This window comes from Amycolatopsis sp. w19 (genome assembly GCF_051373225.1).
In the GTDB taxonomy this organism is placed as follows: domain Bacteria; phylum Actinomycetota; class Actinomycetes; order Mycobacteriales; family Pseudonocardiaceae; genus Amycolatopsis; species Amycolatopsis japonica.
The window spans coordinates 113,880-140,305 of the sequence record NZ_JBPQFM010000012.1; the positions used below are offsets into that span (position 1 = coordinate 113,880).

Below are 26,426 nucleotides of genomic sequence, written 5' to 3' on the forward strand. Positions count from 1 at the left end.
CATACTGCCGGACGTGGGTGTTCCGCTGCGTCGACGGTCAGGTCGTTCGGTGTACCGCGAAAGCAGGCCGGTCGCGGCGGTGGCCGGCGTCGTCGAGAGCGTCTGGACGGGTTTGGTGGGCTGCCGTCGTCCGCTGAGGGTGTTCCCGGACGGCTGTGTCGATCTCGTCTGGGACGGGACGGTGCTGGCCGCGGTCACCACGGTGCGCGGGGTGCTGCGGCACGAGCTGCCGTCGGCGGTGTGGACCGTCGGGCTCCGCCTGCGGTGCGGCGTCGGCGGTGCGGTGCTGGGCCTGCCGATGACGGACCTTTCCGCGGGCGCCACCCCGTTGCGTGACCTGTGGGCCGCCGGGGCGCGTCGTGCGGAGTCCGAGCTGGCCGGATGCGGGACGCCCGGCGAGGCGCGGTCGGTGTTGGAAGCGTTGGTCGCCGAGAGGCTCCGGGACGTCGAGGTGGACGGGCTGTCGATCGCGGCCGCTCGCGCGTTGAGCGCGCCCGGCGCCCGCACTGATCGGGTAGCGGCTCGGCTGGGTGTGAGCGAGCGCGGTCTCCGGCGGCATGTCCGGCACGACGTCGGCGTCGGCCCCAAGGAGTTGCAGCGGGTGCTGCGCTTCCACGGGTTCCTGAAGCGGGTGGAGGCCGTGGCGCGCGACCAGGCGTTGCTCGCCGACGTCGCCGCCGATGTGGGCTACGCGGATCAGTCGCATCTCGGGCGGGAATGCCGCCGCCTGTCAGGCGCTTCGCCCGGCGCGCTCGTGCGGTCCTGGACTGGCCGAAACGTTCCAGACTGAGGCTGCCCGCCGAGGCGAAGATCGGGAAGTGCTCGAACCTTTCCGCGTCACCATCGACATCCGTACGGACGATCTCGACCTCAACGGCCACGTCCGCGGCCCCGCCTACCTCGCGTACGCCGATCACGCGCGCTGGGAATGCGTGTGGGCGGCCGGGGTGGACCCGCTGGCTTTGAAGGCGGGGAATCTCGGCCCGGTCAACCTCGAAACGACGATCCGGTTCCGCCGCGAGCTCCGCGCCCGCGCGCGGATCGACGTCCTGACCCGGTTCGTCTGGAAGCCGGGCAAGGTGTCCCGGGTCGTCCAGGAGTTCGTGGCGCCGGACGGTGCCGTCGTGGCCGAGGTCGAAAGTGTCTCCGGACTGCTGGATCTCGAGTCGCGGCGCCTGGTCCCGGAGCCGGGACGGCATTGGCGGAAATACGCTTCACGGCCGGAGGTTCTGGGCTTGCCGTGACTCGGTCACCCGCTTTTCGTAGAGGCTGGTGGGCCATTTCGCTTCAGGCGGGTCCGCGACGTGCTCGAATCCCGCGCGCTCGTAGTACCCGCGCAAGGCCGGGTTGTCCCTCGCGGTCGCCACGCGGACAAAGGTCTTGTGGTGAGCCGCGGCCTTCTCGCCGACCCAATCGACGATCCGGATCCCGAGCCCGGCCGCTTCCCGCGCCACCGCGAGGCGGCCCAGATAGTAGGCCGGTTCCGTGGTTTCGCCCCAGAGCCCGGGATCCGCCTCGGCCACCGCACAGGTCGCGACCGGCCCGCCGTGACCGACGATCAGCAGCGCCTCGCCCGCCTGGATCTGGTGCCGCACCGAATCCACGGGAAAGCGTTGCGGCCATTGGTGAATCCCGCGCGTGGCCAGCCAGGCCGCAGCTTCGGCGAGAAGGTCGAGTACGACGTCCTCCTCGCCCGCCCGAGCCGGGCGGATGGTGGCCTCTGGGGCGAGCGGCTCGGGACCGGCGAGGATCGGCATGCCTCGATGATGCCCCGGCGGTGGTTGGATGTCCGTCGTGGTCGACGAGAACCTCGTACGGAAGCTGATCGCGGCACAGTTCCCCGGGTGGGCCGGGCGGGCGATCGAACGATGGCCCTCCGGTGGCACGGTCAACGCCATGTTCCGGCTGGGCGACGACCTGGTCGTGCGGTTGCCCCTGACCAAGAGCGGCGCGAAGGACGTCGCGTTGGAACAGAAGTGGCTGCCCCGGCTCGCACCGAAGCTGCCCACGCCGATCCCGGAAGTGCTCGGGGCAGGGGTACCCGCCGACGGATACCCGTGGCCATGGTCGGTGTACCGCTGGCTGCCGGGTGAGAACCCGCGGCCGGAAGCACTCCGCTCGCCCGTGCCGCTGGCCGAAGACCTGGCGGAGTTCGTGCTGGCGATGCGCCGTGTCCCACCGGTACCCGCGCCTTCCCTCGCACACCGCGGCGGACCGCTCGCGACGTTGGACGCGGAGACCCGGTCGGCGATCGAAAGCCTTCGCACGATTCCGGAAGAGAACGTCGACTGCGACGCCGTCCTCGCGCTCTGGGAGGAGGCTTTGCGGATCCCCGCGTGGGAGGAGCCGGCGGTGTGGCTGCACGCCGATCTGATGCCGGGCAATCTGCTGGTGGATGGTGGCCGCCTTTCCGCGGTGATCGACTTCGGTTGCCTGGGTGTGGGCGATCCGGCCTGCGACCTGTTTCCGGCGTGGAACCTGTTGCCCGCCGACGCGAGAGGCGTGTTCCGGGATGCAGTGGGCGTGGACGACGCGACCTGGAGCCGCGGCCGCGGCCGGACACTTTCGCAGGCGCTGATCGCACTGCCGTACTACCGCACGACCAACGAGGCCATGGCGGGCAACGCGCGGCACGTGATCCGGGCTGTGCTGGAGGAGGTGGGGTGGGCGTGACTCCCCGACTGGCCGAGGTGACGGCCGCCGACTTCGACGCCGCGATCGATCTGAAGGTCCACCCGGCGCAAGAGCATCTGGTCGCGCCGGTCGTGAAGTCTCTTGCCGAGGCATTCGTGTATCCCGGCATCGCTTGGCCACGCCTCATTTTCGACGGCGACCGGCTGGTGGGGTTCCTCATGGCCTTCCTGGACATCGACTTCGCGGGCGACGGCACGGGCACCGACATCCGCTCCGGTCTGTGGCGCCTCAACATCGCGGCGGGCGAGCAGGGCCGGGGCTACGGCCGTTTCGCGGTCGAGGCCGTGGCCGCCGAGATCCGCCGCCGGGGCGGAAACCGCCTCACCGCCACCTGGCACTCCGGCGAGGACGGTCCCGAGCGCTTCTACCTCAGGCTCGGCTTCCGGTTGACGGGAGAGATGAGCGGAGACCAGGTCGTCGGAGAGCTGGCGTTGGATTAGGAGTGCCTGATCGGTGGGCAGGGACGAACCCCGGCCGTGAGTTCTCAAGGTGGCCGGCTGTTCGGTCTCGGAAGCTTCACGGTCCGGCCTATGTCCTGAGGTGCATGGTGTTCCTCCTTGGCGTTCCGGTCGGGTCAAGGTAGGCGGGCGGTGTGAATTCGGGGAGTCCGTCTTGGGCGATCTGGACTTTCCATTCGCTGCGGTGGATGAGTCGGTGGTGTTTGGTGCAGAGGAGTACGAGGTTGTCGATTTTGGTTTCGCCGTGGTGTCGCCAGAAAACGATGTGATGAGCCGTGCAGCGGGGTACGGGCATGTCGCATCCGGGGAAGGCGCAGCCTCCGTCTCGGAGGGTGAGGGCGTATTTCTGGGCTAGGGAGACGGTGCGTTTGGAGCGGCCGATGTCGAGGGGTTCGCCTGCGGTGCCGAGGACGCCGGGTCTGACGCGGGCGTCGCAGGCGAGGATGCGGGCGTCGGTGGCGCTGATCGGTCCGACGAGGTCGAGGTGGGCTTCGCCGATGTCGCGGATGAGGTCGTCGTAGGACATGGTGATGAGGATGTGGGTGGCTTCGCCTGCTTGGCCGGGGAGGTTCCGGCTGGTGGTCTTCAGGCGGACGTAGTCGGTGAAGGCGTCGCCGTAGCGTTCGTCCTGAGTGCGGGGATCCCGGATTCCGTCGATGGCTTTGTGGGGTTTGGCCATGGGGTCGAGGTCGGATTTGAGGCGGGCGTAGGTTTCCAGATCGAGCCTGGCTTTCAAACCGAGGGTGCCGTCGCGGTGTTTGATGAACCGTAGTTCCGGTCGGGTGTCTTTGGGGTCGTCGTTGCGGGGTTCTTTGCCGTCGGGGTCGAGTTCGTCAAGTAGGCGGCGTCCGGCGCGGGCGATTTGGCGTGGTCCCGCATGTCTGGCTAGTTCGACGAGGATCTTTTCCCCGGCCCGCACGTCCGCTTCGGGGACACTCGACGGGATGCGGGCGAGGGTCTTGATGATGGCGTCGATCTGGCCACCACCGATCGTGCCCTCCGCGGCAGCCTCGGCCGTCAGCGGAGCCAGCGGCGGCTCGGGGTCGCCACCGATCGCCGGACCTGCATGTAGAGCCAGCACTCGGTCGGCGCGGGCGGCGGCTTCCTTCTCCGACACCAGGAAATCTTCGAGTATCAGCCCCGCCAGCGTCGAATGGCCGCTGCAGCCACGGATCCCGCGGGAGTTGATTTCGGCGAGGATCGCGTTCTGTTCGGCATCCATCTGGCGCTTAAGAACTTCGAGTTCTTGTTTACGCGCGTGCAGCGTCGCCGTGTCGACGCGCCACCACTCGGTGGTCGTCTTGGGGGCTGCATCGTCGCTGGACACAAGATCAACGTTACGCCGATTCGAACACCTGTGCTATAGCGTATTCAGACTATATCGAAAGGTGTAGGGCGCCTGAAGGTAATGCGGAGGGTGTGAGTGGCCGCATTTAGTCGACTAAATGCGGCAGGGGAGAGCAAGGTGGGTGCGCGTCGGCTGGGGCCCGTGCTAACGTCGTCGCCGAGCCCCGTATGGGCCTACGCATGGAGGTAGCGGCTACTCGGCCACCAGAGACCGGCACACACCGTCTCTCCTTTCACTCATCCCCGCGTCGTGGGATGACGCCTCCATGTGGTGCGCCCGAAAACCGGGCGTATGTGTGCTCCTCCGGTGACGGTTCCGCGCCCTCCTGTCGACACGGCGATGGGAAAGGAACGCAGTGACCTTCAATGATCAAGTGGCCGAAGAATTCAGGCAGGGCAAGGGAGGCATGCTCGAGGGCTGGAAGCTGATCCTGCTCACCACCACCGGCGCCAAGACCGGTAAGCGGCGGACGAATCCGTTGGGGTATCTCGAAATCGACGGCAAGACCCTCGTCGTCGCTTCGAACATGGGGGCGCCGGCGCATCCGGGCTGGTACCACAACATCCGGCGTGACCATCGGGTCACGATCGAGACGGAGACCGAGACTTACGAGGCCATCGCGTCCATTCCGCCCGCCGCGGAGCGTGACGCGCTGTTCGCGAAGATTGCCGCCGAGGAGCCGGGATTCGCCGAGTACCAGGCGAAAACGACACGCGAGCTGCCTGTCGTGATCCTGCATCGGATCGACGGCCGGGTGCGAGGGATGGGCGACTTCCTGGTGGAAGTCCATGGGTGGCTGCGGGAGGAGCTCAGGACGTTACGCGCCGGGGTGGAAGACATCGTGGCCGGCCGCGCCGATGCGCTCGTCATGGAGAAATCCCTGAAGGCGCACTGTGTTTCGTTCTGCGAGGCGCTGACCAAACATCACACCGGCGAGGACATGGGCGCGTTTCCCCTGCTGGCGCAACGGTTTCCCGCGCTCGCGCCGACGTTGACGAAGCTGGGGGAAGACCACGTCGTCGTCGCGGCGACGCAGAAGCGGATCCGTGACCTCGTGGAGGGCTACGTGCACGGCGAGAGTGATCCGGCACGCTTGCGTGACGAGTTCGACGCCCTCGCGGGGAAGCTCGAAGCGCATTTCGCCTACGAAGAGCGGAGCGTCGTGGCCGCGCTCAATGTGACAGTGACCGGCTGATCAGGGTGGACGCCCTGGGGTTTCGGCCCCGGGGCGTGTACCGTGAGAGGTGGCGACGCCCTCGGCGTGACGCCGCGAGGCGGGCGGAAATCGTCCCCGGCCTCGCCGAAGACCGCGAAACAGCGGTCCCCCTCGAAAGGTTTCACCGTCAAAACTCACAGCACGGACAGTGCGCTGTTCAGCCACCCGCTCGCAGCTCAGGACGAGCCCCACGAGCCGACCACCCCCCAGGGTGAGCGATACATGGATCTTTTTCGCGAACCTTCTTATCCCGCACCGGAGCCATCGGCCGACGTCGTTCGTTGAGCTGACCAGTCCAACGTTTTGGGTGTCGTGTTGTCCCAGCACGCTCGCGCAGAATTCGTCGCGGACATGCCTTTCGTGCGCAGCGACGTGCCTCAGGCTCCAGCAGCCGGCACATGCCACGGCCATCGACAAGAAACGGCGACATGACCTCAGTTCTCAGACCCCCGGACAGTGACGAGCGGTAGTCGCCGCAACCCCTCCTGTCGGGGGAGAGCAGTCCCGCACCGAAAACCTTCTCGTCAAGCTGTTCGCGGTGGTGGCACTGGCGGCCTCCGTCCCCTTCGCGTGGGGCTGGGGCCTCGGCTGGGTGGACCTCGGCCTCGCCGCCGGGTTCTACTTCCTCACCGGCCTCGGCGTGACCATCGGATTCCACCGTTACTTCACCACGGTGCGTTCTAGGCCAACCGCGGCCTGCGGATCGCCCTCGCGGTCGCGGGCAGCATGGCCATGCAGGGCCCGGTCATCGGCTGGGTGGCCGACCACCGGCGGCATCACGCCTTCGCCGATCGCGAGGGTGACCCGCATTCCCCATGGCGGTTCGGCACCACCCCGGCCGCGCTGGCCCGCGGCTTCTGGCACGCCCATATGGGCTGGCTGTTCGACCGTGAGAAGACCAACGCGCGGCGGTTCGCCCCGGATCTGCTCACTGACCGTGACATCGCCCGGATCGATCGCTTGTTCCCACTGCTGACCGTCGTGACGTTGCTCGCGCCGGCCGTCCTCGGCGGCGTGATCACCTTGTCCTGGTGGGGCGCGGTCACCGCGTTCTTCTGGGCGAGCCTCGTCCGGGTGGCGCTGCTGCACCACGTCACCTGGTCGGTGAACTCGCTGTGCCATCTGATCGGCGACCGCCCGTTCGCCGCCCGCGACAAGTCCGCGAACTTCTGGCCGCTCGCCATCGCCTCGATGGGCGAGTCCGGGCACAACTCGCACCATGCCGACCCGACCGGCGCCCGGCACGGCGTCCGCCGCGGCCAGCTCGACATCTCCGCACGGCTGATCTGGCTGTTCGAGAAAGCGGGCTGGGCGACGGACGTCCGGTGGCCGAAGGCCGACCGCCTCGGTCGCAAACTCAATCCCGGCCACTCGTTGTCGCTGCGCCGTCGTACGCAGCGGGCCTGAGCCGTCAGCGGATCGCGCCCGCGATGGCGTCGATCAGCTCCGGCCCGTCGGAGAACACCGGGTCGTTGTGATCCGCGCCGGGGACTTCGATCGTCCTGGCACCGGCGGCCCGTGCCACCTCACGGCTCTGCTCGGCGGGGACGATCGAGTCCTCGGCGCCGAACACGACGGTCACCGGCGCCTTCACCCGGGCGACGGCGTCCTTCGTCGGGAACTCGTCCCGCAGCAGCCGGCGGACCGGCAGGAACGGGTAGTGCCGTTGTCCGACCGACGCGAGGTCGACGAACGGCGAACGCAACACGAGCGCGGACGGCGGACGTTCGGTGGCCAATTCGGTGACGACCGCCGAGCCGAGGCTCTCGCCGAAATAGATCATGGGCGTTCCGGCCTCGCGCGTCAGGAAATCCTGTGCGGCGCGGACGTCGAGCGCGAGCCCGTCCTCGGACGGCTCGCCGGGATTGCCCCCGTATCCGCGATAGTCCAGGAGCAGCACCGAGAGCCCGCGCGCGGTCAGCGCGCGGGCCAGCGGCGCGCGGAACGACCGGTTCCCGGCGTTGCCCGGCGCGACCAGGACGGTCGCTTTCGCGCCGGCGACCGGGAAGTACCAGCTCGCGAGGCCCAGTCCGTCCGAGGTGGTGATCGTGACGTCCCTGCCGCCGGGCAAGACCGTGGCCGCACCGGGAACCGGACCCGCCTCGGGCAGGTAGATCAGCTTGCGCTGGAAGGCGAACGCGCCACCGAAGACCACACCGACGAGGGTGACGGCCATCGCCAGCGCGATCAACACCTTCTTGCGCACGCTCAAGGCTTCGTCGGGGGCAGGCCGAACCGTGCGAACAGGTCCGCGTCGAGGAACGAGGTGAGGTCGCGGATCCGATCGTCACGAAGGGACAGCACGGTGATCGACCAGGGGGTGTGGACGGCGTCCGCCGACTCGCCGAGGTAGCAGGCGACGGCGGGCTGCCCGTTGGCGGTGACGATCTCGGTGCGCCAGCTCGGGCACCGGCCGAGCGGGACCTCGGCGGCGAAGCCGGAGACCGCCTCGATGCCGCTGTACCACTGCGCGAGCGGCGGCATGGACCAGGTGACGTCCTCCGTCAGCAGCGCCACGAGCGCGTCGGCGTCACCACGCTCCAGCGCGGAGGCGAAGCCCGCGGCGATCTCGCGCGTCCGGGTGTCGTCCAGTTTCCGCTGCTCGCCGGGCGGCGGGACCTTCTCCGCCACGATCGCCCGCGCGCGTTGCAACGCGCTGTTCACCGCCGCCACCGAAGTGTCCATTATGGACGCGATTTCGGCGGCCGGGAAACCGAGGACGTCGAAGAGCACCAGTGCGGCCCGCTGGTTGCCCGGCAGGTGTTGCAACGCGGCGACGAACGCCAGCTCGATGGCCTCGCGCCGCTCGTACCGGGTCTCCGGGCCGTCGGGGTACGGGCCGAGCCACGCCATTTCGGTCAGCGGGGCGTGTTCGAGCACGACCCGCTCGCTCGACGGGCCGAGGTCCATCGGCAGCGCGCGTTTCCCGCGCGCCGCCGCGATGTCGAGGCAGGTGCGGGTGGCGATGGTGTAGAGCCAGGTGCGCATCGAGCTCCGGCCCTCGAACCGCTCCATCCCCCGCCAGGCCCGCAGAAGCGCGTCCTGCAGGGCGTCGTCGGCGTCGTGGGCCGAGCCCAGCAGGCGATAGCAGTGGGCATGCAACTCGCGCCGCAGCGGCTCGACGAGCCGATCGAACTCCACGTCGTCGGTGCGCACGACGGCTACTTGGCGCGAAGCGCGGTGACGGCGGGGGTGAACATCGTCGTCTTGATCGCGGACAGCGTGCCGCGGTCCTTCCCGGCCAGCGGGCGCACGAGATCGGCCGCGTACTCCAGCAGCGCGGGCTTCTCGGCGACGGCGTCCACGAGCCCGAGGTCGCGCGCGTCGGTGCCGCCGAACCGCCGTCCGGTGGTCATCGACGCGATCGCGGCGGCGGGGGTGAGCTTGCCCTGGATCAACGCCGCCATCCCCGGCGTGAACGGGATGTTGATGTCCGCTTCGGGGAAGCAGAAGAACCCGCGGTCGGCCCGCATCACCCGGAAGTCGTGCGCCATCGCCAGCATCGCCCCGGCGCCGAAGGCGTGCCCGTTGATCGCGGCGACCGTGTGCACGCCGAGGGTGAGCACGCGGGCCAGCAGTTCGTGCACGTCGGCGACGTACTGCGCGGCCTTGGCGGGGTTGCTGGTGAGCCAGTCGAGGTCGAGGCCGTTGGAGTAGAACTTCCCGGAGCCGACGGTGACCAGCACCGCTGGATCCGGATAGGCGACGACGGTGTCCAGCTGGGAATGCACGGTTTCCAGCCAGGACGGCGAGAAGCGGTTCTCGTCGTCCCCGAGGTCCAGCAGGAACACCGGGGCGTCGTGGCGCAGAGTGGGCATGTCAGTCCTTCCGTGGGGGTGGGAGCAGGAGTATGGCGTGGACCGCGGCGGACAGCCGGGCCCGGGAGTCTTCGGAGATCGGCTCGCCCGCGGTGAACGCGCGGCGGAACAGGGCCGTCGGCAGGTCGACGACGCAGGTCGTCAGAACTTCGACCGCCTGCGCGTCCCGCCTGCTCCAGAGCCGTTCGGCGAGCGTGACGAGGAGCCTGACCAGGCGTTTGTCGAGCGCGAGGAGATCGCCGGCGAGGTCGTCGGGGATCTGCGGGCCGAGCAGATGCTCCTTTTTGACGGTGATGAGCAGGCGAGCCGCCTCCGGACGGCGGTCGGCGAATTCCGCCGGCGCGTCCGCCACGGCCGCGACCGCCGCGGCCGGGTCTTCCGCTTGATCGGCCAGCTCCGTCTGGAGGTCGAGAAAGGCGCCCGCCGCGCGGAGCCAGACACGGGCCAACAGTGCGCCGAGCGAGCCGAAAGCGTGGTAGATCGTCCCGTTGGACACGCCCGCGGCGGCCGCGAGGGACCGGACGGTGACACCCCGGGCGCCGACTTCGACGACGAGGCGCTCGGCCGCGTCGAGCAGCCGGTCCAGGTCGTGCACGCGGGGCCGGGGCATGCGGCGAGGATAACAGAGCGCTTGCTCTAAAACGACGAAACCCCTGTGACGCGCTTCACCCGGCGTGCTGTCACACCGGCCCGGTGGCCGGGGTCAACCCCGCGAACCACCGAGAAGCCAAGGAGAGACCGAAATGACCACCGCTCATGTCATCGTCACCGTCGTCGGAGCGTTCATGGCCGCGTTCTCGGCCGCCTCGATCTTCCTTCGCGCCAAGTGGGTCGTGCGGCCGCTGGCCGACTACGGCGTTCCCCGCGCCTGGTGGACTCCGCTCGGGGTCGCCAAAGCGGCGGGCGCGCTCGGCCTGATCGCCGGCCTGTGGGTGTCCGCGCTCGGCGTCGCGGCCGGGATCGGCCTGGTGCTCTACTTCACCGGTGCCGTGATCACCGTGCTCCGCGCGCACTGGCCGTCGCACGTCGCGTTCCCGCTGATGTACATGGCGCCTGTCGCCGCTTCACTCGTGCTGGGTTTCGCGGCCTGATGTCAGGAGTCCGGGGACCACACCGCGAGTTCGGCGCCGCCGGGCTCGCGGAAGTGGAACCGGCGCCCGCCGGGGAACGAGAACGGCTCGACCGTGACGATTCCGCCCGCGGCCTCGACGGAAGCCCTCGCCTGGGCGAGGTCGTCGGTGCGGATCGTCACCAGCGGCGCGGCCGTCTGCTGCGCGGTGTCCTGCTGGAAACCGAACGAGACCGCGCCGCCGCTCTGGACGTCGGTGTACGCCGGGCCGTACGCCGTCGCCGTCCACCCGAAGGCCTTTTCGAAGAACCCGCTCGAGCCCGCCGCCGAACTCGACGGGAACTCGACGAAGTCGATTTCGTACATGGGCCGCAAGCTACTCCGGCCCACCGACAAAACCGCGTCAGACGCTGCGCAGCACGGAAACCACGACGCCGAGCACGGTCGCGCGGTCGCCGTCGATGACGTCGTAGGCGGGGTTGCGCGGTTCGAGGTACACGTGGCCGTCGCGGCGGCGGTACACCTTGACCGTGGCCTCCTCGTCGATCATCGCGGCGACGATCTGGCCGGAGTGCGCCTCCTGCTGCTGTTTCACCACGACGATGTCGCCGTCGCAGATGGCCGCGTCGATCATCGAGTCACCGCGCACCCGCAGGCCGAAGACGTTGCCCCGCCCGGTGAGTTCACGCGGAAGGGTCATCACGTCGTCGACGTGTTCGACGGCGGAGATCGGCGTGCCCGCGGCGATGTCACCGACGACGGGGACCGGCACGGAGTCCTCTGTGGACTCCTTCGACGCGGTGCCGTGCAGGAAGGCACGCACGTCGATGGGGCGCGAGATGGAGCTGCTGCGGCGGAGGAAACCCTTCTCCTCCAACGCCGCCAGATGCTTCGACACCGAGGACGTCGAGCGCAGCCCGACCGCTTCGCCGATCTCGCGCGTGCTCGGCGAGTAGCCGTACTCCACCACCCATTCGCGGATGGTCAGCAGGATCTTCTGCTGCCGCTCCGGCAGGGAAGCGGCTTCCTCGAACAGCTCAAGATCGTGGTAGGCGGTCATCAGCGGAATGGTAGTTCGTGCAGGCCGCCGCGATCGCCGCGGTGTCCCAGTAGAACGGCCGCACCTCGGTGATGCGCCCGTCCGCGACGGTGATCGTCTGCAGGATCGGGAAATCCAGCTCACGGCCGGTCGCCCTGGCCCGGACGTGCACGTGGGTCAGGATCACCAGCGGATCGGTCTCGCTCAGGAAGCTCTGGTCCAGCATGTCGAAGACGTCCCACGTGTCGCTCATGGCGACGAAGAACCGCTCCATGCCCTCGTGGCCGCGCCAGATCCCGCCATAGGGCAGGCCGTCCGCCTGGTGCAGCACCACATCGGGGGAGAAGAACGGGGCGAGCGACGCGAAGGACGCCTTGCCGGGGCCGCCCGCCGCGAAGTACTCGGCTTCAGCCGCGTACATGCCCTTGAGTACGGACAGGGCGTCTGTTGTCGTTGTCACGACGATCACTCTGTCGCGCGACGTGACCGATCGCTGGCGGTTATCCGTCGTCGAGATCGGCCGGATGGCGGCACGGCCGGGCCGAAAGTCCGATCCCGTGGGCGTTTCCGCGAGGTTGACTCGATCGTATGAACACGAAGATCACCGCGGCGGTGCTCGCCGCCGCGACGGCCACCATCGCCCTGTCCGGTTGCGGGCTCAAGGAAGGTCTGACCGAAAAGGCGAACGGACACGTCAAGACGGTCGGCTACGCGACCGGCGCGGAGGGCAAGCGGGACAAGGACGCCCGGCTGCCGGACTGGGTTCCGGACGGGGCGGCGTCGGTCACGGAGGTCATCCGGACGACGGGTTCGGAGCGGCTCCTGAAATTCACCGGCGGCACGCTGCCCGCACTCTGCGTGCCGGGGGCGGCCGCGACACAGGCGGCCACGCTCGCCGCGCAGTGGTGGCCGCAGGGTCAGGAGGGCAGGACCGACAAGGTCTGCGGCGAATGGCACGTGCTGGTCCAGGGCTCCGACGTGTACGCGTTCAAACCGGAGACGTTGGTGAGCACGAGGTCTTGAGTCATTCCCCGGGTGTGAGCGCGTCGGCGCAGACGGCGAGGTCGTGCACCAGCCGTTCCCGGCCCGCCTCCGAAAACGGGGCGAGCATGCGGTCCTGGACCTCGCGCACGAGGCCGCTCGCGGCGCGGAGCTGCGCGCGTCCGGCGGGAGTGAGCGTGCTGGGCAGGGCGCGGCCTTGCGGCGCGGTCGTCGGCCGGGTGACCAGGCCGCGGTCCTGCAGACCGCGCAGGACCAGGTTCATCGACTGCCGGGTGACGAACACGGCCCTGGCCAGTTCCGCGTTGGACAGCCCAGGGCGCTGCGAGAGCACTTCGAGGCAGGAGTACTGCGGCACGGTCAGATCGAGGGGGCGCAACGCGGTGTCCATCGCCGTCCGGAGCGCCGTCGCCGCCCGCTTCAGCAGGTATCCCGCCGATTGGTCCAGTGGTCCGACCGTCATGTCAGCATCATGACATAACAGCGCCTGCCAGACCGGTGCCAGTGTCGTGTGCGGCGTCTGACAGCGGCCCCCGACACGCTCTGGAATGTCATTCCAGAAGCGACCGAGGGGTCACCATGAACACACCTGTCACGATCATCGGCGCCGGTCTCGGCGGGCTCACCCTGGCCAGGGTCCTGCACGTCCACGGCATCCCGTCCGAGGTCTACGAAGCCGAAGCGTCCCCGACCTCACGCCTGCAGGGCGGGATGCTCGACATCCACGACTACAACGGCCAGCTCGCGCTCGAAGCCGCCGGGCTGATGGACGAGTTCCGCGGCATCGTCCTGGAGGGCCGTCAGGCGCTGCGAGTGCTCGACACGGACGGGACCGTCCTGTTCGAGCGGGGCGACGACGGCACGGGCGGCCGCCCCGAGGCGCAGCGCGGGGATCTGCGGCGGATGCTGCTCGACTCGCTCCCCGAAGGCACCGTCCACTGGGGACGCAAGGTCGTCGGCGCCCGGGCGCTCGGCGACGGCCGCCACGAGGTGACCTTCGACGACGGCTCCACCGTCGTCGCGGGTCTCCTGGTCGGCGCCGACGGGGCCTGGTCGCGGATCCGGCCGCTGCTCACCGGCGCCGTTCCCGAGTACTCCGGCACGTCGATCATCGAGACCTACCTGTACGACGCGGACACCCGGCACGCCGCCGTGGCGAAGACGGTCGGCGGCGGATCGATGTTCGGGGCCGGGACCACGGAGGGCATCGGCATCAACGCCCACCGCGAAAGCGGCGACACCCTGCACGTCTACGTGGAGCTCGGCAAGCCGTTGGAGTGGTTCGACGCCATCGACTTCTCCGACGCCGATGCGGCCAAGGCGGGGATCGCGGCGGAGTTCGGCGACTGGTCGCCGGAGCTGACCGCGCTCATCACCGAAAGCGACATCGCACCGATCCACCGACCCGCCTTCACCTTGCCGTTCGGGCTGCGCTGGGAGCGCGTGCCCGGCGTGACCTTGCTCGGCGACGCCGCGCATCTCGCGCTGGCGAACGGGGAAGGCGCCAACCTGGCGATGCTCGACGGCGCCGAACTCGGCAAGGCGCTCGCCGCGCGTCCCGACGACGTCGAGGCCGCTCTCGCCGAGTACGAACACGCCATGTTCGTGCGCTGCGAAACGCCGATCGAGGAGGACTTCCTGCTCGAAAGCATCTTCGGCGAGAACATCCCCGAGCAGGTGCTGAACATGTTCGAGGAGCGGAAGGGCTGAGTCAGGCCTTGCCGCCGGCGAGGGCCTCCAGGCCGCGGACGATCGTTTCCGCGCTGGGGGCCCGGTCGGGGGCGACGAGGTGCTGCATCATCACGCCCGCGATGAGGGCGAACTGGACGGCACCCGCCGCCTCGGCGTCGGTGGCGGACAGCCGCTCGCCGAGGACCTTGCGCGCTTCGTCCTGGGCGTCGGCGAGCCGTTCGCGCAGTTCCGGGAAGCGGATGGCCTGGGTGGCGCTCTCCAGGACGGCGGTCCACAGGTCGCGCTGCTCGCCGAAGGAGTCGACAAGGCCCTGCCAAGTGGTGGTGAGCGAAGCGTCCTCCGGCTCGCGCAGGCGCTCGACCACTTCGGTGGACAGCTCGATCATGGCCTCGTTCATGAGGGCCTCTTTGGAACCGAAGTGGTACCCGATGGAGCCGAGGTTCGCTCCCGAGGCCGCGGTGATGTCCCGCGCGGTGGTGTGCGCGTAACCGCGTTCGATCAGGCAGCGCTTGGCTCCGTCGAGGAGGTCCTCTCGTTGTCCCATACGTCGATCCTAGCGCCCCGCTGTGACAAGCGTCTTATACAAATGTATTATACAAATGTTCAAGACGCCTCGCAGTAAGGAACCGACGATGAATCGCTACGTCCTGGGCAACTTCGCCCCGGTCACCGAAGAGATCACCGCCTTCGACCTGCCCGTCACCGGGAAGATCCCGGACGACCTCGACGGCCGCTACCTGCGTATCGGCCCGAACCCGCTCGGCCTCGAAGACGCGTCGGCGCATATCTGGACCCTCGGGGAGGGCATGGTCCACGGCGTTCGCCTGCGCGACGGCCGCGCCGAGTGGTACCGCAACCGCTGGGTCCGGTCGGCCTCCGTGGCCGACCGGCTCGGGGAACCGCGGCGCGGGCAGGTCGCCGACGAGCGCCTGGACTTCGCGCCGAACGTGCAGGTCGCGGGCCATGGCGGCCGCCTCTACGCGCTCATCGAAGGAGGTCTGGCGCCGTACGAGCTGACCGACGAACTCGACACCGTCGGGCCCGCCTCCCTCGGTGCGACGGAACAGGGTTTCTCCGCCAACGCGCACAGCAAGTACGACCACGCAACCGGCGAACTGCACTCGCTGGCCTTCCGGTACGGCGCGGATTTCGTGCAGCACATCGTGATCGGCCCCGACGGGCGCAACCGGAGCGTCACCGACATCAAGGCGCCCACGTTGCCGTACATGCACGACTTCGCGCTCACCGAGCACTACGTGGTGTTCTACGAGTCCCCGATGGTCTTCATGCCCGAGCGCCTGGCGACGGGCGTGCCGTTCGGCTGGAACCGGGAACTGCCGTCCCGGCTGGGGCTGCTGCCGAGGGCGGGCGGGACGGTGCGGTGGTTCGAGACCGCGCCCGTCATGGTCGGTCACACCTTGAACGCCTTCGAGGACAACGGAACCGTGGTGGTGGACGTGGTCGTGCATCCCCGGCCGATCGACTTCGCCGACGTCGGCGCCTCGAAGCCCGTGCTCGAACGCTGGACGGTGGATCTCGCGGCCGACCGGGCCACCCGCTCGCTGCTGCACGACCGTCCGCAGGACTTCCCGCGCCTCAACGGCCGGTTCGGCGGAAAGCCTTACCGCTACGGCTATTCGGCGGCGGCCGAGCTGTACGCCACCCCGAGCGCCACGGAACCGGACCGCCCCGACGAGGGTTTCAGCAGCGCCCTGCTCAAGCATGACCTCCTGACCGGCGTCACCGAAGCCCACGAATTCGGCCGCGACGCGAGCGCGGGCGAGACCGTGTTCGTCCCGTCGGCCCGCGCGGCCGCGGAGGACGACGGCTACAACCTGGTCTACGTCCACGACCGCGACCGTGGTGCGGCGGATCTGGTGATCCTGGCGTCGCAGGACTTCACCGGCGAGCCCCTGGCGAGGGTCCACCTGCCCGCCCGTGTCCCCTTGGGACTGCACGGCAGCTGGATCCCCGCGGCCTGACTCCGATGGCTAATCTGAGGTGATGCTGACCGGTGCGCGCGAGGTCGAGGTGTTCGAGGCGGCCCGTGGCCGGTTGGAGGCGATCGCGTATCGCCTGCTGGGGTCGGCGAGCGACGCCGAGGACGCGGTGCAGGACACGTTCCTGCGCTGGCAGTCCGCCGATCGCGAGTACGTCGAGACGCCGGAGGCGTGGCTGACGAAGGTGCTCACCAACCTCTGCCTCAACCGGCTCACGTCGGCACGGGCCCGGCGGGAAACCTATGTGGGCCAATGGCTTCCCGAGCCGGTCATCGCGGGAGACCGGATGCTCGGCCCGTCCGACACCGTCGAGCAGCGCGAATCGGTCTCCATCGCGATGCTCACGCTGATGGAACGGCTCTCGGCCAAGGAACGCGTCGTGTACGTGCTGCGCGAGGCGTTCGGGTACTCCCACGCCGAGATCGCCGAGGTCCTCGACGTCACCGAGTCGAACTGCCAGCAGATCTACCGGCGGGCCAAGCAGCATCTGGCCGCAGACCGGCGGCGGGTGGAAGTCGACACGGCCGCGGCCCGCAAGATCGTCGAGGAGTTCCTCGCCGCGGCGCTCAGCGGCCGGACCGACGCGCTGGTGCGGCTGCTGGCCGACGACGCGATCAGCGTGGGCGACGGCGGCGGCGTGCTCTTCTCGCTGCCGCGGCCGATCACCGGCGCGGTCCGGGTGGCGAGGTTCCTGCGCGGCCTCTTCAAGCCGAGCGCCGCCAAGTGGTCGTTGATCGGCGGCAAGCCCGAGCTGTTCTCCACCATCGCCAACGGCGTTCCCGCGCTGGCGCTGATGGTGGAGGGCAAGCTCGTCGGCGTCGTCTCCTTGGAGGTCACGGCCGACGGTATCGCCGCGGTCCACGCCCAGGTGAACCCCGCCAAGCTCGACCGCGCGGCGGGTCAGTGGGGCATCTCCGGGCACGGGGAGCCGCTCACCGTCCCCTGGTGACCCGGATCACAGTCCGCCGCTGTCAGGTTTCGTGTCGCTGCCCGGTTCAGGCAGCGAACACCGACCGGACAGGAGTGAGACCATGAAGCACCGAATCGTCGTTCTCGGAGCCGGATACGCCGGGGCCAACGCCGCCGGGCGGCTGGCCAAGCGGCTGCACCCCGCCGACACCGAGATCACCCTCGTCAACGCAGACGCCGAGTTCGTCGAGCGGGTCCGCATGCACCAGCTCGCGACCGGCCAGGACCTGAAACCCCGCCTGCTGACCGAGGTCTTCGCGGGTACGGGCGTGCGGGTGCGGACGGCGTGGGTCAGCGCGGTCGACACCGAACGCAAGACCGTCGCCCTCGACGACGGGGACATCGCCTACGACACGCTCGTCTACGCCCTCGGCAGCGCCGCCGCGGACAGCGGTGTCCCCGGTGTCGCCGAGCACGCCCACCACATCGACGGCAAGGGTTCCGCGCTGCGGCTGCGGGCGCGGTTCGCCGACCTCGACGCGGGCGGGACCGTGCTCGTCGTCGGCGGCGGCCTCACCGGCATCGAAACCGTCACGGAAATCGCGGAAGCCAGGCCGGATCTCGAAGTCGCGCTCGCGGCCCGCGGCGGTCTCGGCGACTGGATGAGCGAGAAGGCGCGGCGCCACCTGCGCGGGACCTTCGAGAGGCTCGGCATCACCTTGTACGAGGACACCGACATCACGCGTGTCGGGCCGGACGGCGCGACGACCGCGGCCGGCCGCGAGATTCCCGCCCAGGTGACCGTCTGGACGGCCGGTTTCGCCGTCCATCCCATCGCCGCCGCGACGACATTGGACGTCTCCGTGACAGGACAGATCGTCGTCGACGACACGATGCGGTCGGTCTCGCATCCGGACGTCTACGCCGTCGGTGACGCCGCGTTCGCGACGGGCGCGAACGGGACGCCGCTGCGGATGTCCTGCGCCTCGGGCGTTCCCACGGCCTACCGCGCGGCCGACGCCATCGTCGCCGACCTGACCGGAGGCTCGCTCCCCGAGAACAAGATCGGGTACACCGGCCAGTGCGTCAGCCTGGGCCGCCGCGACGCCGTCGTGCAGTGGGTGACCCCGGACGACCGGCCCAAGGACTCGGCGCTCACCGGCAAAACGGCCGCCCGGCTCAAGGAGATCATCTGCAAGGCCGCGGCCTGGAGCATCTCGCACCCGACGTCGATGCGTCCCGTGCGTCGCCGCCGCATCCTCCAGGCCGAAGAACTCGCCGGCGTCTGACCATCCGCACGCCGAACAAAGGAACGATCATGATCCTGATCACCGGAGCGAACGGCGTCGTGGGACGTCAGGTGAAGAATGTCCTGCTGCGCCAAGGTATCGACGTCACCGCGATCACCCGCGGCGACGGGGACCTGTTCAGTCCCGCCTGGATCGAACCGGCGCTGGAAGGGGTCGAAGCGATCCAGATCAGCCCGCGGGCGACCGGCCCCGGCCTCGAAGAGCTGCTGAAGCTGGCCGCCGGACGAGGGGTGCGGCGGGTGGTGCTGCTGTCGGCCACCACCGTCGAGTACCCGGCCGGGGAGGCGCGTTTCGCCGCCCAGTTCAAGAAAGCTGAAGAGCTCGTCACGCGCTCCGGTCTGGAGTGGACGGTCCTGCGCCTGGCGGATTTCGCCGCCAACGCGCTGGCCTGGGTGCCCCAGCTCCAAGCGGGTGACGTGGTGCGCGGCGCGTACGGCCGCGCCGCCACCTCCCCGATCCACGAAACCGACATCGCCGAGGTCGCCGCGCGAGGCCTTCTCGGCGACCTCCCGGCGGGGTCGGTGTCCACGCTGACCGGTCCGGGATCGGTGGACCAGCACGAGAAGGTGCGGCACATCGGCGCCGCCGCCGGCCGGGCACTGTCCTTTCAGGAGCTTCCGCCCGAGCGGGTACGGCAGGGAATGCTCGCGCAGGGACTACCCGAGGAGGTCCCCGACCGCCTGCTCGGTTCCCTGGCCGACTACTGCGAACGCCCCGGGCCCACGACCACCACGGTGGAAGAACTCCTCGGACGGCCCGCGCTCACCTTCGCCGACTGGGCGCGCGACAACGCGACGGCCTTTCAGGCCCAGCCGATCCGCTCGTAGAACGGCGTGATCCACGCCCGGAACCGATCACCGTGGGCTTCCCGGGCGGCGGCCACGACGGCGTCCGGATCCTCGGACGGCGTCAGGCCCCGCCCCCGGAGCCACTCGACGAACAGCTCGTGCGAGCCGCTGTGGTCGTCGTCTTCCGCCCGGTAGTAGTAGGCCGAATCGTGGTCGACCATGATCTCCGCGTCGAAACCCAGCAGCCGCAGGAAATCCGTGAAGTCGCGGGCGACGACGTGCTCGCCACCCTCGTCGCCGAAGACGACGATGGGCGCGAGAGCGAGGTCCGTCTCGTCGTCGGCTCGCCAGATGGCGTAAGTCGAGCCGCTCCCGTTCGCCTGGGCGAAGGGGATCAAGCGCGAGAGGAACGCGGAGTCGTCCAGCTCCTGGGGGAAGCTGCTCTTGTCGTCGTAGTCGTACAGCTCGAAACCGTCGGCGAGGTAGTCGCGGGTCGAGTCGTAGAGGTCCTTCAGCTCGTTCAGGACCGGAATCGGTGAGTACACGCGCTCACCCTATGTCGCGACGGGCTTCGGCGGCGTCGAGTGCGGGCGCGAGGGGTGCGAGTGCGCCGCGGAGCAGGTCGGGCAGTGAGCCGGACGGCACGACGAGCCCGCCGGCCGTACTCGGCTGGAGCCACCGCTGGAGCGCGATGCGCACCGCGGCGGTCACGCCCGCCGCGAGCACCAGGGCGATGTGCGGGGGGATGTCGCTCTGGCGTTGGGCGATCGCATCGGCGAGGGGGACTTCGAGCGCGCTCGTGGTGTCGGCGAAGGCGTCGCGCAGTGCCGGCCGGGTGGTGATCAGCAGCAGCGCGTCGCGCTGATGCTCGCCCGGGTCGGTGTACTGCTCGACGATCGCCTCGGTCACAGCGTCGGCGAGGCCGGCTTCAGCGGGCTGAGCCGCCACCGCGGCCGCGATCCGCGCTTCCCGTTCGGCGGAGATGGCGGCGACGATGGCCTGTTCGCGGCTGGAGAAGTAGTTGTTGTAGGTCCGGGGCGAGACTCCGGCGGCTTCGGCGATGTCGTCGACGCGCACGTTTTCGGGGCCACGCTCCAGGGCCAGCCGCAGCGCCGCCTCGCGCAAGGTCTTCCGGGTGGCCTGCTTCTTCTGGTCGCGCAATCCGGTCACCGGCCGAGTATTCCAGCGAACTTGCGTGAGCGCAAACTTGCGCGTACGCAAGTTTCTGCCTAGTCTCGGTCACCACATTCCGACAAGAGAGGACCGAACCCATGCGTGCCAAAGGCATCGCCTACGACACCGGCTTCGTCCGGGGCGGCGCGATCTCCCGCGAGAACTTCGATCTCGGCCTGGTGAAACGCGAGCTGGCCGTCATCCGCGACGACCTGCACTGCAACGCCGTGCACCTCGTCGGCGGCGATCCGGAGCGGCTGGAGCAGGCCGCTCACCTCGCCGCGGAACTCGGGCTGGAGGTCTGGTTCTCGCCCTACCCGCTGGAGCTGACGCCCGAGGAGATGCTGGCGTTGTTCGCCGACTGCGCTCAGCGGGCGGAACGGGTCCGGCAGGCGGGAGCGGAGGTCGTGTTCGTCACCGGCGTCGAGCTGACCCTCATGGACCACGGATTCCTGCCCGGTGCCGACATCACCGAGCGGCTCGAACGACTTTTCAGCAGGCCGGAAAGCCTGGGCGGGCGAACCGCCGAGGCGAGCGCGCGCCTCAACGACTTCCTCGGCGACGCCGTGGCGGCGGTCCGCCGGCACTTCCACGGGAAGGTCACCTACGCCTGCATCCCGTTCGAGAGAGTCGACTGGACCCTCTTCGACATCATGTCGGTCGAACTCATCCGGTCCGCGGAAGTGGCCGACCGATTCCAGGAGGGGGTGCGAGCCCTTGTGGCGCAAGGAAAGCCGGTCGCGATCACCGGCTTCGGCACGGCCACCTGGCGCGGCGCCGGCGATCAGGCGCCGCGCAGTATGGAGATCGTCGAACACGACGAGAACGGCGACCCGGTCCGGCTGAACGGGGAGTACGACCGCGACGAGGCCGGTCAGGCCGCCTACTTGCGTGAGCTGTTGGAGATCTTCGACGCCGAGGGTGTCGACGGCGCCTTCGTCTACCTTTTCGCGCTCTCCAACTACCCGCACCGTCCCGACGACCCTCGCCGTGACTTGGACTTGGCCAGTCTCGGGATCGTCAAAGTCTTCGAAGACCGCGACGGCGACACTTATCCAGGCATGCCTTGGGAACCCAAGGCCGCGTTCACCGCCCTCGCCGACTACTACCGCGGCTGAACCGGCGGCCCCGTCCCCCGGGGGGAACGGGGCCACCGGTCATGCGGTCACCTGACGTACACCGAGTAGCCGATGCCACCCGACTTGCCGCCGTCGGCCGTGTTGCCCCGCACGTGGACCGAGTAGATGCCCCGGTCCGGTGGGGTCCACGTCATCGTCCCCGTACCCGAACCGTCCGCCGGTACGGTGATCTCCTCCGTCACGGCACCCCAGTCGTTCCGGACGGAGTAGGTGTACGAGACCATGCCCGGCATACCCGGCGTGAAGGTGAACGTCCCCGGCACGCCGGCACCGCCCGACCACTCGCTTTCCGGGTATTCCTTCGACGACACGTACGGCGCGCTCAAAATGTTGAAGTAATACGTCTTCTCCTGCGAGGAGACGTTGTCGGCGGTCACCGTACGCACCCGCAGGTTGTGGTAGGCCGAGCCTTCCGGTGGCAGCGGGGGAGTCCACGCCAGCACGGCGCGCCCGTTCTCGGCGGCCGTCCGCTGGAACGGACCCCAGTCGAAGGAATACTCGAACGCCACCGCGCCCGGCTGGCGGGCGTCGAACGTGAAGGTGCCGGGGAACACCCGCCCGTTCAGCTGGAATTCCTTGGAGGTCACCGCCGGGTCATTCGTCGCCGTCCAGGTGAGGTTGCCCGTCGACGACCACACGCCCGCCGCGTTCTTCGCGCGCACCAGCATCTCGTAGTCGCCGATCCTCGGCAGGGTGTAGTTCACCGTCGCGGTGTTCCCGCTGACCGGCACGGTCCACCTCGTCGCCGGGTCCGCCGCCAGCCAGTACTCGAACTCCACGGCGTTCGGCATCGGAGTGGTGAACGTGAACGCGACGGCCGCGCCCTCCGTCGCGATGTCGCCCACGTAGCCGACCGTGGGTCGCCAAGTGTTGAGCCACAACCGTTTCTCCGTCACCGGGGACAGGCCGCCGGAAGCGTCGCGGGCCTGGACCCGCAGCAGGGTCTGCTCGGTCGAGGTGACTTCGACCGGCAGCGCGGCGGTTCCGTCGGCGTTCGCCTTGACCGTCCACTTCGTACTCTCAGCACTCGCGAACCAGTAGTCGTACTCGACGATGTGCGGCATTCTCGGTTTCGCCGTGTACGTGACCGAGGCGCCGAGGTCGACGTTTTCGGGCCCGCTCACCACCGGTGACGCGTCGACGAGGAAGCGGTACTCCCGTTCCGGCGACTTCACGCCCGAGGCGTCGGTGCTGCGCACGAACAGCACGTGATCACCGCCGGTGGCCGGCGTGATCGTCACCTCGGCGACGCCGTCCTGGCCCGCCGCGACCGTGGCGGACGCGCCGTCGTTCAGCCGGTAGTCGTACGCCACGACGTTCGGTGCCGCCGGCGCGAACCGGAACACGCCAGGCACGCCGATACCGCCGTCCGGGCCGCCCTGCGGCGGGTAGCGGTCGGACGTGACCGTCGGCCGCGTCTCCTTGACGATGAACGAGTGGTAGGTGCTGAGCGAGAGGTTGCCCGCCCGGTCCCACGCCCGTACGACCACCGAGTCCCAGCCGTTGGTGGTGGGGGTGAAGCTGATGGTGGCCGTGCCGTCGGGGCCCGCGGCGATCTCCCGCATGTCCCCGCCGAAGTCGTAGTCGTAGCGCACGACGTCGGTGGAACCGTTGGGGGAGAAGGTGAAGTCGCCCGCCACGCCGACCCCGCCGCCCTCGGTGCCCGCCGGGTACGTCGCGGAGGCGACGGCGGGCGCGTTCGGATTCGTGCGGTCGACGGTGAACCGGCACGGGCCGGTCGTGGACGACTTCGCCCCCCAGCTGTCCTGTGCGTACACCTCCCACGCGTAGGTACCGTCGGCGAGGCCCGAGGCGTCCACGTACGCCTCGGCGGCGGTGGCCGTACGCCGTTGTGACGGGTCCGCCACCGGCCACCAAGTGAACTGCCCGAACGTGGTGTCGCCGTTCGGGTCGGATAGCCGTGCGCTCAGCTTCGCCTGGTGATTCACCAGCGGTCCGGTGCCGTCCTTGGCACAGGTCTCGTCGTTGGTGCGCAGATCGGTCGGCGTCGCGGGCGGAGCGTTGTTCACCACCCGCAGCGTCGCCGGGGACTCGATCCTCCGATAGAACGCAGGGTCCGCCTCGTGGGCTTCGGCGACGCGGATGCCCAGCGTGAGGTGACGGGCCTTCTGTGCGATCGCGTCCCGCACCGCGGCGGTGACGTCGAACGTGGCGTGGTTGTCGATGCAGGTGCTGTCGGCACTCCTGGACGCGACCCGTGTCCGCTCCTCCGGGCGGCTCTGCCAGGTCGACTGCTTGGTGTAGGCGGAGGTCCGCCACACCTCGGTGGCCCGGCTGTCGCAGTTGACGTAGTGCGTCTCGCCCGCCGACAGCAGCACCGTCGTGAACGGCACACCCCGCAACGAGCCCAGGTCGAAGTTCACGTAGGAGCGTTGAAGGTGCGGTGTGGTGTCCCAGGTGCCGACCGGCAGGCTGCCGGACGGCTTGAAGTAGGCGGTGGCCGGTGTCGCCGAGTCGACGTAACCCCAGGACGTCGCGGACAGCGTCACCTCTGAACGCTGGTGATCGGTGGCCGCCGCCGTCCCGCCACCGGTGACGGTGAGCGCGACGGCGAGCGCGACAGCGGGCAACGTCAGTGATCTTCGTAAGGTCATGCTGGCCCTCCCTTGTGGCATGCACGACGTACACGCCTCAAGGGGAGGGTTGGTTGCCCTCGTCTTAAGCCGTCGGGCGGCCCGCTCCGGCGTAGTCGTCGCCCTGTTTCCGGTAGGTGTGCACCTGCACCGCCTGCCCGGTCTGCGGGGCGTCGATCATCTGCTGGTTCCCGATGTACAGCCCGACGTGGTGGATCTTCGTGTTCGGTTCGCCGTAGAAGATCAGGTCGCCCAGCTGGGGATCGGTCACCCTGTTCACGCTGTGGTACTGCGTGTGGGCGGTGCGCATGAGCTTGACGCCGGCGCTGGCGTACGCGGCCGTCGTCAGGCCGGAGCAGTCGAAACCGGGGTCACTGCCGCCGGTGCCGTTGCCGCCCCAGACATACGGCAGCCCGATCTTGTCGATGGCGAAGTTGACCGCGCTCAAGGCGGCCGCGTTCGGCGGCTGCGGGTTCTGGCCGACCGTGCCGTAGACGTTGACCGTCGCGAGCGTGCGGTGCATCAGCAGCGGCGCGGGTTGCAGCGTGCTCACGGCGTTCCACCACGTCTGGCCCTGACCGAGGTCGCGGCCGCCCGCGCACAGGGCGCGCCCGGCGGTGAGCGTGGCGTCGTCGATGTTCTGCGGGTCCGGTTTCCCGCCGTTCGCCGAAGCCTTGAACCGGTCCCACACCGACGGCGTCAGCTGCAGCGGGCCGCTCGCGTTCGCGGACGAGACGACCTTGTTGTAGAAGTCGCGGACCTCGACCGCGCCGAGCGGCTTGGTCAGCACGCCGTCGGCGTTCAGCCCCGAACCGGCGGCGCGGCCGTGATCGGAGGCGATCTTCCCGAGCGCGGCCAGCGTCACCCAGGAAAGGCGGCAGCCCGGTGTTTCCTTGCTCAGCGCCACGGTGGTCTTCGCGTACCCGGTCATCGCGCGCAGCGGGATGTCGAGCCAGCCGCTGGTCTTCGACACCCAGGCGTCGAACTCCTGCCCCATCTGCTGCGGGACCTTCGGCTGTTCCTTCGGCATTTCCGCCGGGGCGGACGACGGCGGCGGCGTGGGCGGGGCCGAGGACTCGACGGCGGCGGCCTCCGTCTTCGGCTCCTCCTTCGGCGCGAAGGTGATGGCGGCGACCAGTGCGGCACCCGCGACGACGACCGCGGCGATGATCACCGGGAGTCTGCGGCGGCGCGAGGTTTCCTGCTCCATCACCGGCCCCCGGTGATCCGGCCGAGGACGAACTCGCGGAAGGCGTCGACATCGGTGGTCAGCGCGACGTCGATGGTGCGGCCGGGCACGGCCTGCGGATCGGTGCTTCGCAGCCTTCGCCGGTCTACCAGCGTCGCGCCGCGGGCGGGGCCGAAGCCGCACTCGACGTCCACGGGGTACGACTCGACGTCGAGGATGCCCGGCCGGATCGCCTCGGCCACCGCGACCGCGTCGTGCATGACCATCCCCGGCATGCCGAGGATCGGGGTGTAGTGCTCGACGTAAGTGGGCGTCAGCGCTTCGAGCGCCGCGCCGAGCGGTCCGGACGCGGCGAGTTTGCCGAGCCAGCCGGTGTCGACCGAGCACTGATGGGTGATGTCCAGCGGGACCAGCACCGTCGGGATGTCCTCGTCGACCAGCACCCGGCGCGCGGCCTCGGGGTCGCTCCAGATGTTGAACTCGGCCGCGGTGGTGGAGTTCCCCTTGGTCACCCCGCCGCCCATGACGACGATCCGGCCGATCTTCTCGCGGATGTCCGGATGCGCCGCCAGCAGCAGCGCGATATTCGTCAGCGGGCCGATCGGGGCGATGGTCACCGGTTCGTCGGCGGCTTCCAGCAGATCCACCAGCAGGCGGACGGCGCCGCGTTCGTCGAGCGGGCGCTTCGCCTCCGGCAGGATCCCGGCGTGGCCGGACAGACCGTCCTCACCGTGGACGAACCCGGCGGGCTTGGCGTTGTCGTAGACCATCGGCCGCGCGGCACCGGCGGCGACAGGGACGTCGTCGCGGCCGAAGAGCTGCAGCAGACGGCGGGCGTTGGCGGTGGTGTGGCTCAGCGGGACGTTGCCGAACACCGTGGTCACGCCGAGCAGGTCGACGTCCTCGGATTGCGCGGCCAGCGCCAGCGCGAAGGCGTCGTCGACCCCCGGGTCGGTGTCGATGATCAGCTTGGTGCCCATGCGCGTGCTCC

The 26,426-nt window shown here is 69.4% G+C and carries 29 protein-coding genes and 1 pseudogene; 14 read left to right on the top strand and 16 right to left on the bottom strand.

The window, feature by feature from the left end:
- Positions 1-13 precede the first annotated feature (13 nt).
- Positions 14-790 carry a helix-turn-helix domain-containing protein gene (locus ACSMFO_RS23410; RefSeq protein WP_436460509.1) on the top strand — a complete coding sequence of 259 codons (777 nt, stop codon included), beginning with the start codon at positions 14-16 and terminating at the stop codon, positions 788-790.
- A 28-nt stretch (positions 791-818) separates the two neighbouring features.
- Positions 819-1,244, top strand: a complete 426-nt coding sequence (locus ACSMFO_RS23415) for an acyl-CoA thioesterase (protein ID WP_436460510.1) — start codon at positions 819-821, stop codon at positions 1,242-1,244.
- Here ACSMFO_RS23415 and ACSMFO_RS23420 read toward each other — a convergent pair.
- Complete coding sequence (locus ACSMFO_RS23420; protein WP_436460511.1) at positions 1,215-1,757, bottom strand: GNAT family N-acetyltransferase; 543 nt, start codon at positions 1,755-1,757, stop codon at positions 1,215-1,217. The two genes, ACSMFO_RS23415 and ACSMFO_RS23420, sit on opposite strands and share 30 nt — an antisense overlap.
- Positions 1,758-1,785: 28 nt before the next feature.
- On the opposite strand from ACSMFO_RS23420, the gene ACSMFO_RS23425 reads away from it, so the two are divergent.
- Together ACSMFO_RS23425 and ACSMFO_RS23430 are read left to right on the top strand one after the other, a co-directional pair.
- Positions 1,786-2,673 carry an aminoglycoside phosphotransferase family protein gene (locus ACSMFO_RS23425; protein WP_436460512.1) on the top strand — a complete coding sequence of 296 codons (888 nt, stop codon included), beginning with the start codon at positions 1,786-1,788 and terminating at the stop codon, positions 2,671-2,673.
- Entirely contained in the window at positions 2,670-3,134 is a 465-nt protein-coding gene (locus ACSMFO_RS23430) for a GNAT family N-acetyltransferase (protein WP_073848406.1), read from the top strand. The genes ACSMFO_RS23425 and ACSMFO_RS23430 overlap by 4 nt, the downstream gene beginning before the upstream one ends.
- 88 nt (positions 3,135-3,222) lie before the next feature.
- Here ACSMFO_RS23430 and ACSMFO_RS23435 read toward each other — a convergent pair whose 3' ends face one another.
- Positions 3,223-4,479: a DUF222 domain-containing protein gene (locus ACSMFO_RS23435; protein ID WP_436460513.1), complete on the bottom strand. Its 1,257-nt coding sequence runs from the start codon at positions 4,477-4,479 to the stop codon at positions 3,223-3,225.
- A 427-nt stretch (positions 4,480-4,906) separates the two neighbouring features.
- On the opposite strand from ACSMFO_RS23435, the gene ACSMFO_RS23440 reads away from it, so the two are divergent.
- Together ACSMFO_RS23440 and ACSMFO_RS23445 are read left to right on the top strand one after the other, a co-directional pair.
- Positions 4,907-5,695 carry a nitroreductase/quinone reductase family protein gene (locus tag ACSMFO_RS23440; protein ID WP_436460590.1) on the top strand — a complete coding sequence of 263 codons (789 nt, stop codon included), beginning with the start codon at positions 4,907-4,909 and terminating at the stop codon, positions 5,693-5,695.
- Positions 5,696-6,201: 506 nt separating this feature from the next.
- Positions 6,202-7,123: pseudogene (locus ACSMFO_RS23445) on the top strand (acyl-CoA desaturase).
- Positions 7,124-7,127: 4 nt separating this feature from the next.
- On the opposite strand, the gene ACSMFO_RS23450 reads toward ACSMFO_RS23445, so the two are convergent.
- The 4 genes from ACSMFO_RS23450 to ACSMFO_RS23465 are packed head-to-tail and all read right to left on the bottom strand — an operon-like array spanning position 7,128 to position 10,144.
- The gene (locus tag ACSMFO_RS23450) at positions 7,128-7,922 is read right to left on the bottom strand and encodes an alpha/beta hydrolase (RefSeq protein WP_436460514.1); all 795 of its coding nucleotides are present in this window, start codon (positions 7,920-7,922) and stop codon (positions 7,128-7,130) included.
- Positions 7,923-7,924: 2 nt separating this feature from the next.
- Positions 7,925-8,872: a sigma-70 family RNA polymerase sigma factor gene (locus tag ACSMFO_RS23455; protein ID WP_436460515.1), complete on the bottom strand. Its 948-nt coding sequence runs from the start codon at positions 8,870-8,872 to the stop codon at positions 7,925-7,927.
- A gap of 5 nt (positions 8,873-8,877) precedes the next feature.
- A complete protein-coding gene (locus ACSMFO_RS23460; RefSeq protein ID WP_038509263.1) occupies positions 8,878-9,534 on the bottom strand; it encodes an enoyl-CoA hydratase-related protein in 657 nt (218 codons plus the stop codon).
- 1 nt (position 9,535) lies between these two features.
- Complete coding sequence (locus ACSMFO_RS23465; RefSeq protein WP_436460516.1) at positions 9,536-10,144, bottom strand: TetR/AcrR family transcriptional regulator; 609 nt, start codon at positions 10,142-10,144, stop codon at positions 9,536-9,538.
- A 133-nt stretch (positions 10,145-10,277) separates the two neighbouring features.
- On the opposite strand from ACSMFO_RS23465, the gene ACSMFO_RS23470 reads away from it, so the two are divergent.
- Entirely contained in the window at positions 10,278-10,625 is a 348-nt protein-coding gene (locus tag ACSMFO_RS23470; protein ID WP_436460517.1) for a DoxX family protein, read from the top strand.
- A gap of 2 nt (positions 10,626-10,627) precedes the next feature.
- Here ACSMFO_RS23470 and ACSMFO_RS23475 read toward each other — a convergent pair whose 3' ends face one another.
- Genes ACSMFO_RS23475 through ACSMFO_RS23485 form a run of 3 tightly spaced genes read right to left on the bottom strand, consistent with a single transcriptional unit; the run spans position 10,628 to position 12,102 of the window.
- Positions 10,628-10,969: a VOC family protein gene (locus tag ACSMFO_RS23475; RefSeq protein WP_436460518.1), complete on the bottom strand. Its 342-nt coding sequence runs from the start codon at positions 10,967-10,969 to the stop codon at positions 10,628-10,630.
- Positions 10,970-11,006: 37 nt separating this feature from the next.
- The gene (lexA, locus tag ACSMFO_RS23480) at positions 11,007-11,663 is read right to left on the bottom strand and encodes a transcriptional repressor LexA (RefSeq protein ID WP_240600460.1); all 657 of its coding nucleotides are present in this window, start codon (positions 11,661-11,663) and stop codon (positions 11,007-11,009) included.
- Positions 11,641-12,102 carry a nuclear transport factor 2 family protein gene (locus ACSMFO_RS23485; RefSeq protein ID WP_436460519.1) on the bottom strand — a complete coding sequence of 154 codons (462 nt, stop codon included), beginning with the start codon at positions 12,100-12,102 and terminating at the stop codon, positions 11,641-11,643. Before ACSMFO_RS23485 ends, lexA begins: the two co-directional genes overlap by 23 nt.
- Before the next feature lie 128 nt (positions 12,103-12,230).
- Here ACSMFO_RS23485 and ACSMFO_RS23490 point away from each other — a divergent pair, with 128 nt between their 5' ends.
- Positions 12,231-12,665: a hypothetical protein gene (locus ACSMFO_RS23490; protein ID WP_037341829.1), complete on the top strand. Its 435-nt coding sequence runs from the start codon at positions 12,231-12,233 to the stop codon at positions 12,663-12,665.
- 1 nt (position 12,666) lies between these two features.
- On the opposite strand, the gene ACSMFO_RS23495 is transcribed toward ACSMFO_RS23490, so the two are convergent.
- The gene (locus ACSMFO_RS23495; protein WP_350578633.1) at positions 12,667-13,104 is read right to left on the bottom strand and encodes a MarR family winged helix-turn-helix transcriptional regulator; all 438 of its coding nucleotides are present in this window, start codon (positions 13,102-13,104) and stop codon (positions 12,667-12,669) included.
- A gap of 116 nt (positions 13,105-13,220) precedes the next feature.
- On the opposite strand from ACSMFO_RS23495, the gene ACSMFO_RS23500 reads away from it, so the two are divergent.
- Positions 13,221-14,351 carry an FAD-dependent oxidoreductase gene (locus ACSMFO_RS23500; protein ID WP_436460520.1) on the top strand — a complete coding sequence of 377 codons (1,131 nt, stop codon included), beginning with the start codon at positions 13,221-13,223 and terminating at the stop codon, positions 14,349-14,351.
- 1 nt (position 14,352) lies between these two features.
- Here the strand turns inward: ACSMFO_RS23500 and ACSMFO_RS23505 are convergent, their stop codons facing one another.
- Entirely contained in the window at positions 14,353-14,877 is a 525-nt protein-coding gene (locus tag ACSMFO_RS23505) for a TetR/AcrR family transcriptional regulator (protein WP_360125317.1), read from the bottom strand.
- An 88-nt stretch (positions 14,878-14,965) separates the two neighbouring features.
- On the opposite strand from ACSMFO_RS23505, the gene ACSMFO_RS23510 reads away from it, so the two are divergent.
- The 4 genes from ACSMFO_RS23510 (at position 14,966) to ACSMFO_RS23525 (ending at position 19,379) form a co-directional block, all read left to right on the top strand.
- Positions 14,966-16,315 carry a carotenoid oxygenase family protein gene (locus ACSMFO_RS23510; protein WP_436460521.1) on the top strand — a complete coding sequence of 450 codons (1,350 nt, stop codon included), beginning with the start codon at positions 14,966-14,968 and terminating at the stop codon, positions 16,313-16,315.
- 22 nt (positions 16,316-16,337) lie between these two features.
- A complete protein-coding gene (locus ACSMFO_RS23515) occupies positions 16,338-17,282 on the top strand; it encodes an RNA polymerase sigma-70 factor (RefSeq protein ID WP_436460522.1) in 945 nt (314 codons plus the stop codon).
- Positions 17,283-17,364: 82 nt separating this feature from the next.
- Positions 17,365-18,531: an NAD(P)/FAD-dependent oxidoreductase gene (locus tag ACSMFO_RS23520; RefSeq protein WP_436460523.1), complete on the top strand. Its 1,167-nt coding sequence runs from the start codon at positions 17,365-17,367 to the stop codon at positions 18,529-18,531.
- Between the two features lie 29 nt (positions 18,532-18,560).
- Positions 18,561-19,379, top strand: a complete 819-nt coding sequence (locus ACSMFO_RS23525; RefSeq protein ID WP_436460524.1) for an NAD(P)H-binding protein — start codon at positions 18,561-18,563, stop codon at positions 19,377-19,379.
- Here ACSMFO_RS23525 and ACSMFO_RS23530 read toward each other — a convergent pair.
- A complete protein-coding gene (locus ACSMFO_RS23530; protein WP_436460525.1) occupies positions 19,355-19,885 on the bottom strand; it encodes a hypothetical protein in 531 nt (176 codons plus the stop codon). The genes ACSMFO_RS23525 and ACSMFO_RS23530 overlap by 25 nt on opposite strands.
- Before the next feature lie 4 nt (positions 19,886-19,889).
- A complete protein-coding gene (locus ACSMFO_RS23535) occupies positions 19,890-20,510 on the bottom strand; it encodes a TetR/AcrR family transcriptional regulator (RefSeq protein WP_436460526.1) in 621 nt (206 codons plus the stop codon).
- Between the two features lie 101 nt (positions 20,511-20,611).
- On the opposite strand from ACSMFO_RS23535, the gene ACSMFO_RS23540 reads away from it, so the two are divergent.
- Positions 20,612-21,631 carry a hypothetical protein gene (locus ACSMFO_RS23540; protein ID WP_436460527.1) on the top strand — a complete coding sequence of 340 codons (1,020 nt, stop codon included), beginning with the start codon at positions 20,612-20,614 and terminating at the stop codon, positions 21,629-21,631.
- A gap of 47 nt (positions 21,632-21,678) precedes the next feature.
- Here the strand turns inward: ACSMFO_RS23540 and ACSMFO_RS23545 are convergent, their stop codons facing one another.
- From ACSMFO_RS23545 to ACSMFO_RS23555, 3 genes are all read right to left on the bottom strand, one after another.
- Positions 21,679-24,267, bottom strand: coding sequence for a CBM96 family carbohydrate-binding protein (locus ACSMFO_RS23545; RefSeq protein ID WP_436460528.1), 2,589 nt, complete (start codon positions 24,265-24,267; stop codon positions 21,679-21,681).
- 64 nt (positions 24,268-24,331) lie between these two features.
- Positions 24,332-25,456 (bottom strand): NlpC/P60 family protein, encoded by a 1,125-nt coding sequence (locus ACSMFO_RS23550; RefSeq protein ID WP_436460529.1) that lies wholly within the window; start codon positions 25,454-25,456, stop codon positions 24,332-24,334.
- On the bottom strand, positions 25,456-26,415 hold the full coding sequence (locus tag ACSMFO_RS23555) for a nucleoside hydrolase (protein ID WP_038509296.1): 960 nt from the start codon (positions 26,413-26,415) through the stop codon (positions 25,456-25,458). The genes ACSMFO_RS23550 and ACSMFO_RS23555 overlap by 1 nt, the downstream gene beginning before the upstream one ends.
- Between the last annotated feature and the right edge of the window lie 11 nt (positions 26,416-26,426).

What these genes read in the sequence shown, in the direction of transcription:
- ACSMFO_RS23420 (WP_436460511.1), bottom strand. Translation starts at nt 1,757, where the DNA reads ATGCCGATCCTCGCCGGTCCCGAGCCGCTCGCCCCAGAGGCCACCATC.
- ACSMFO_RS23425 (WP_436460512.1), top strand. Translation starts at nt 1,786, where the DNA reads ATGTCCGTCGTGGTCGACGAGAACCTCGTACGGAAGCTGATCGCGGCA.
- ACSMFO_RS23440 (WP_436460590.1), top strand. Translation starts at nt 4,907, where the DNA reads ATGCTCGAGGGCTGGAAGCTGATCCTGCTCACCACCACCGGCGCCAAG.
- ACSMFO_RS23460 (WP_038509263.1), bottom strand. Translation starts at nt 9,534, where the DNA reads ATGCCCACTCTGCGCCACGACGCCCCGGTGTTCCTGCTGGACCTCGGG.
- ACSMFO_RS23465 (WP_436460516.1), bottom strand. Translation starts at nt 10,144, where the DNA reads ATGCCCCGGCCCCGCGTGCACGACCTGGACCGGCTGCTCGACGCGGCC.
- ACSMFO_RS23470 (WP_436460517.1), top strand. Translation starts at nt 10,278, where the DNA reads ATGACCACCGCTCATGTCATCGTCACCGTCGTCGGAGCGTTCATGGCC.
- ACSMFO_RS23475 (WP_436460518.1), bottom strand. Translation starts at nt 10,969, where the DNA reads ATGTACGAAATCGACTTCGTCGAGTTCCCGTCGAGTTCGGCGGCGGGC.
- lexA (WP_240600460.1), bottom strand. Translation starts at nt 11,663, where the DNA reads ATGACCGCCTACCACGATCTTGAGCTGTTCGAGGAAGCCGCTTCCCTG.
- ACSMFO_RS23490 (WP_037341829.1), top strand. Translation starts at nt 12,231, where the DNA reads ATGAACACGAAGATCACCGCGGCGGTGCTCGCCGCCGCGACGGCCACC.
- ACSMFO_RS23495 (WP_350578633.1), bottom strand. Translation starts at nt 13,104, where the DNA reads ATGACGGTCGGACCACTGGACCAATCGGCGGGATACCTGCTGAAGCGG.
- ACSMFO_RS23500 (WP_436460520.1), top strand. Translation starts at nt 13,221, where the DNA reads ATGAACACACCTGTCACGATCATCGGCGCCGGTCTCGGCGGGCTCACC.
- ACSMFO_RS23505 (WP_360125317.1), bottom strand. Translation starts at nt 14,877, where the DNA reads ATGGGACAACGAGAGGACCTCCTCGACGGAGCCAAGCGCTGCCTGATC.
- ACSMFO_RS23510 (WP_436460521.1), top strand. Translation starts at nt 14,966, where the DNA reads ATGAATCGCTACGTCCTGGGCAACTTCGCCCCGGTCACCGAAGAGATC.
- ACSMFO_RS23515 (WP_436460522.1), top strand. Translation starts at nt 16,338, where the DNA reads ATGCTGACCGGTGCGCGCGAGGTCGAGGTGTTCGAGGCGGCCCGTGGC.
- ACSMFO_RS23520 (WP_436460523.1), top strand. Translation starts at nt 17,365, where the DNA reads ATGAAGCACCGAATCGTCGTTCTCGGAGCCGGATACGCCGGGGCCAAC.
- ACSMFO_RS23525 (WP_436460524.1), top strand. Translation starts at nt 18,561, where the DNA reads ATGATCCTGATCACCGGAGCGAACGGCGTCGTGGGACGTCAGGTGAAG.
- ACSMFO_RS23540 (WP_436460527.1), top strand. Translation starts at nt 20,612, where the DNA reads ATGCGTGCCAAAGGCATCGCCTACGACACCGGCTTCGTCCGGGGCGGC.
- ACSMFO_RS23545 (WP_436460528.1), bottom strand. Translation starts at nt 24,267, where the DNA reads ATGACCTTACGAAGATCACTGACGTTGCCCGCTGTCGCGCTCGCCGTC.
- ACSMFO_RS23550 (WP_436460529.1), bottom strand. Translation starts at nt 25,456, where the DNA reads ATGGAGCAGGAAACCTCGCGCCGCCGCAGACTCCCGGTGATCATCGCC.
- ACSMFO_RS23555 (WP_038509296.1), bottom strand. Translation starts at nt 26,415, where the DNA reads ATGGGCACCAAGCTGATCATCGACACCGACCCGGGGGTCGACGACGCC.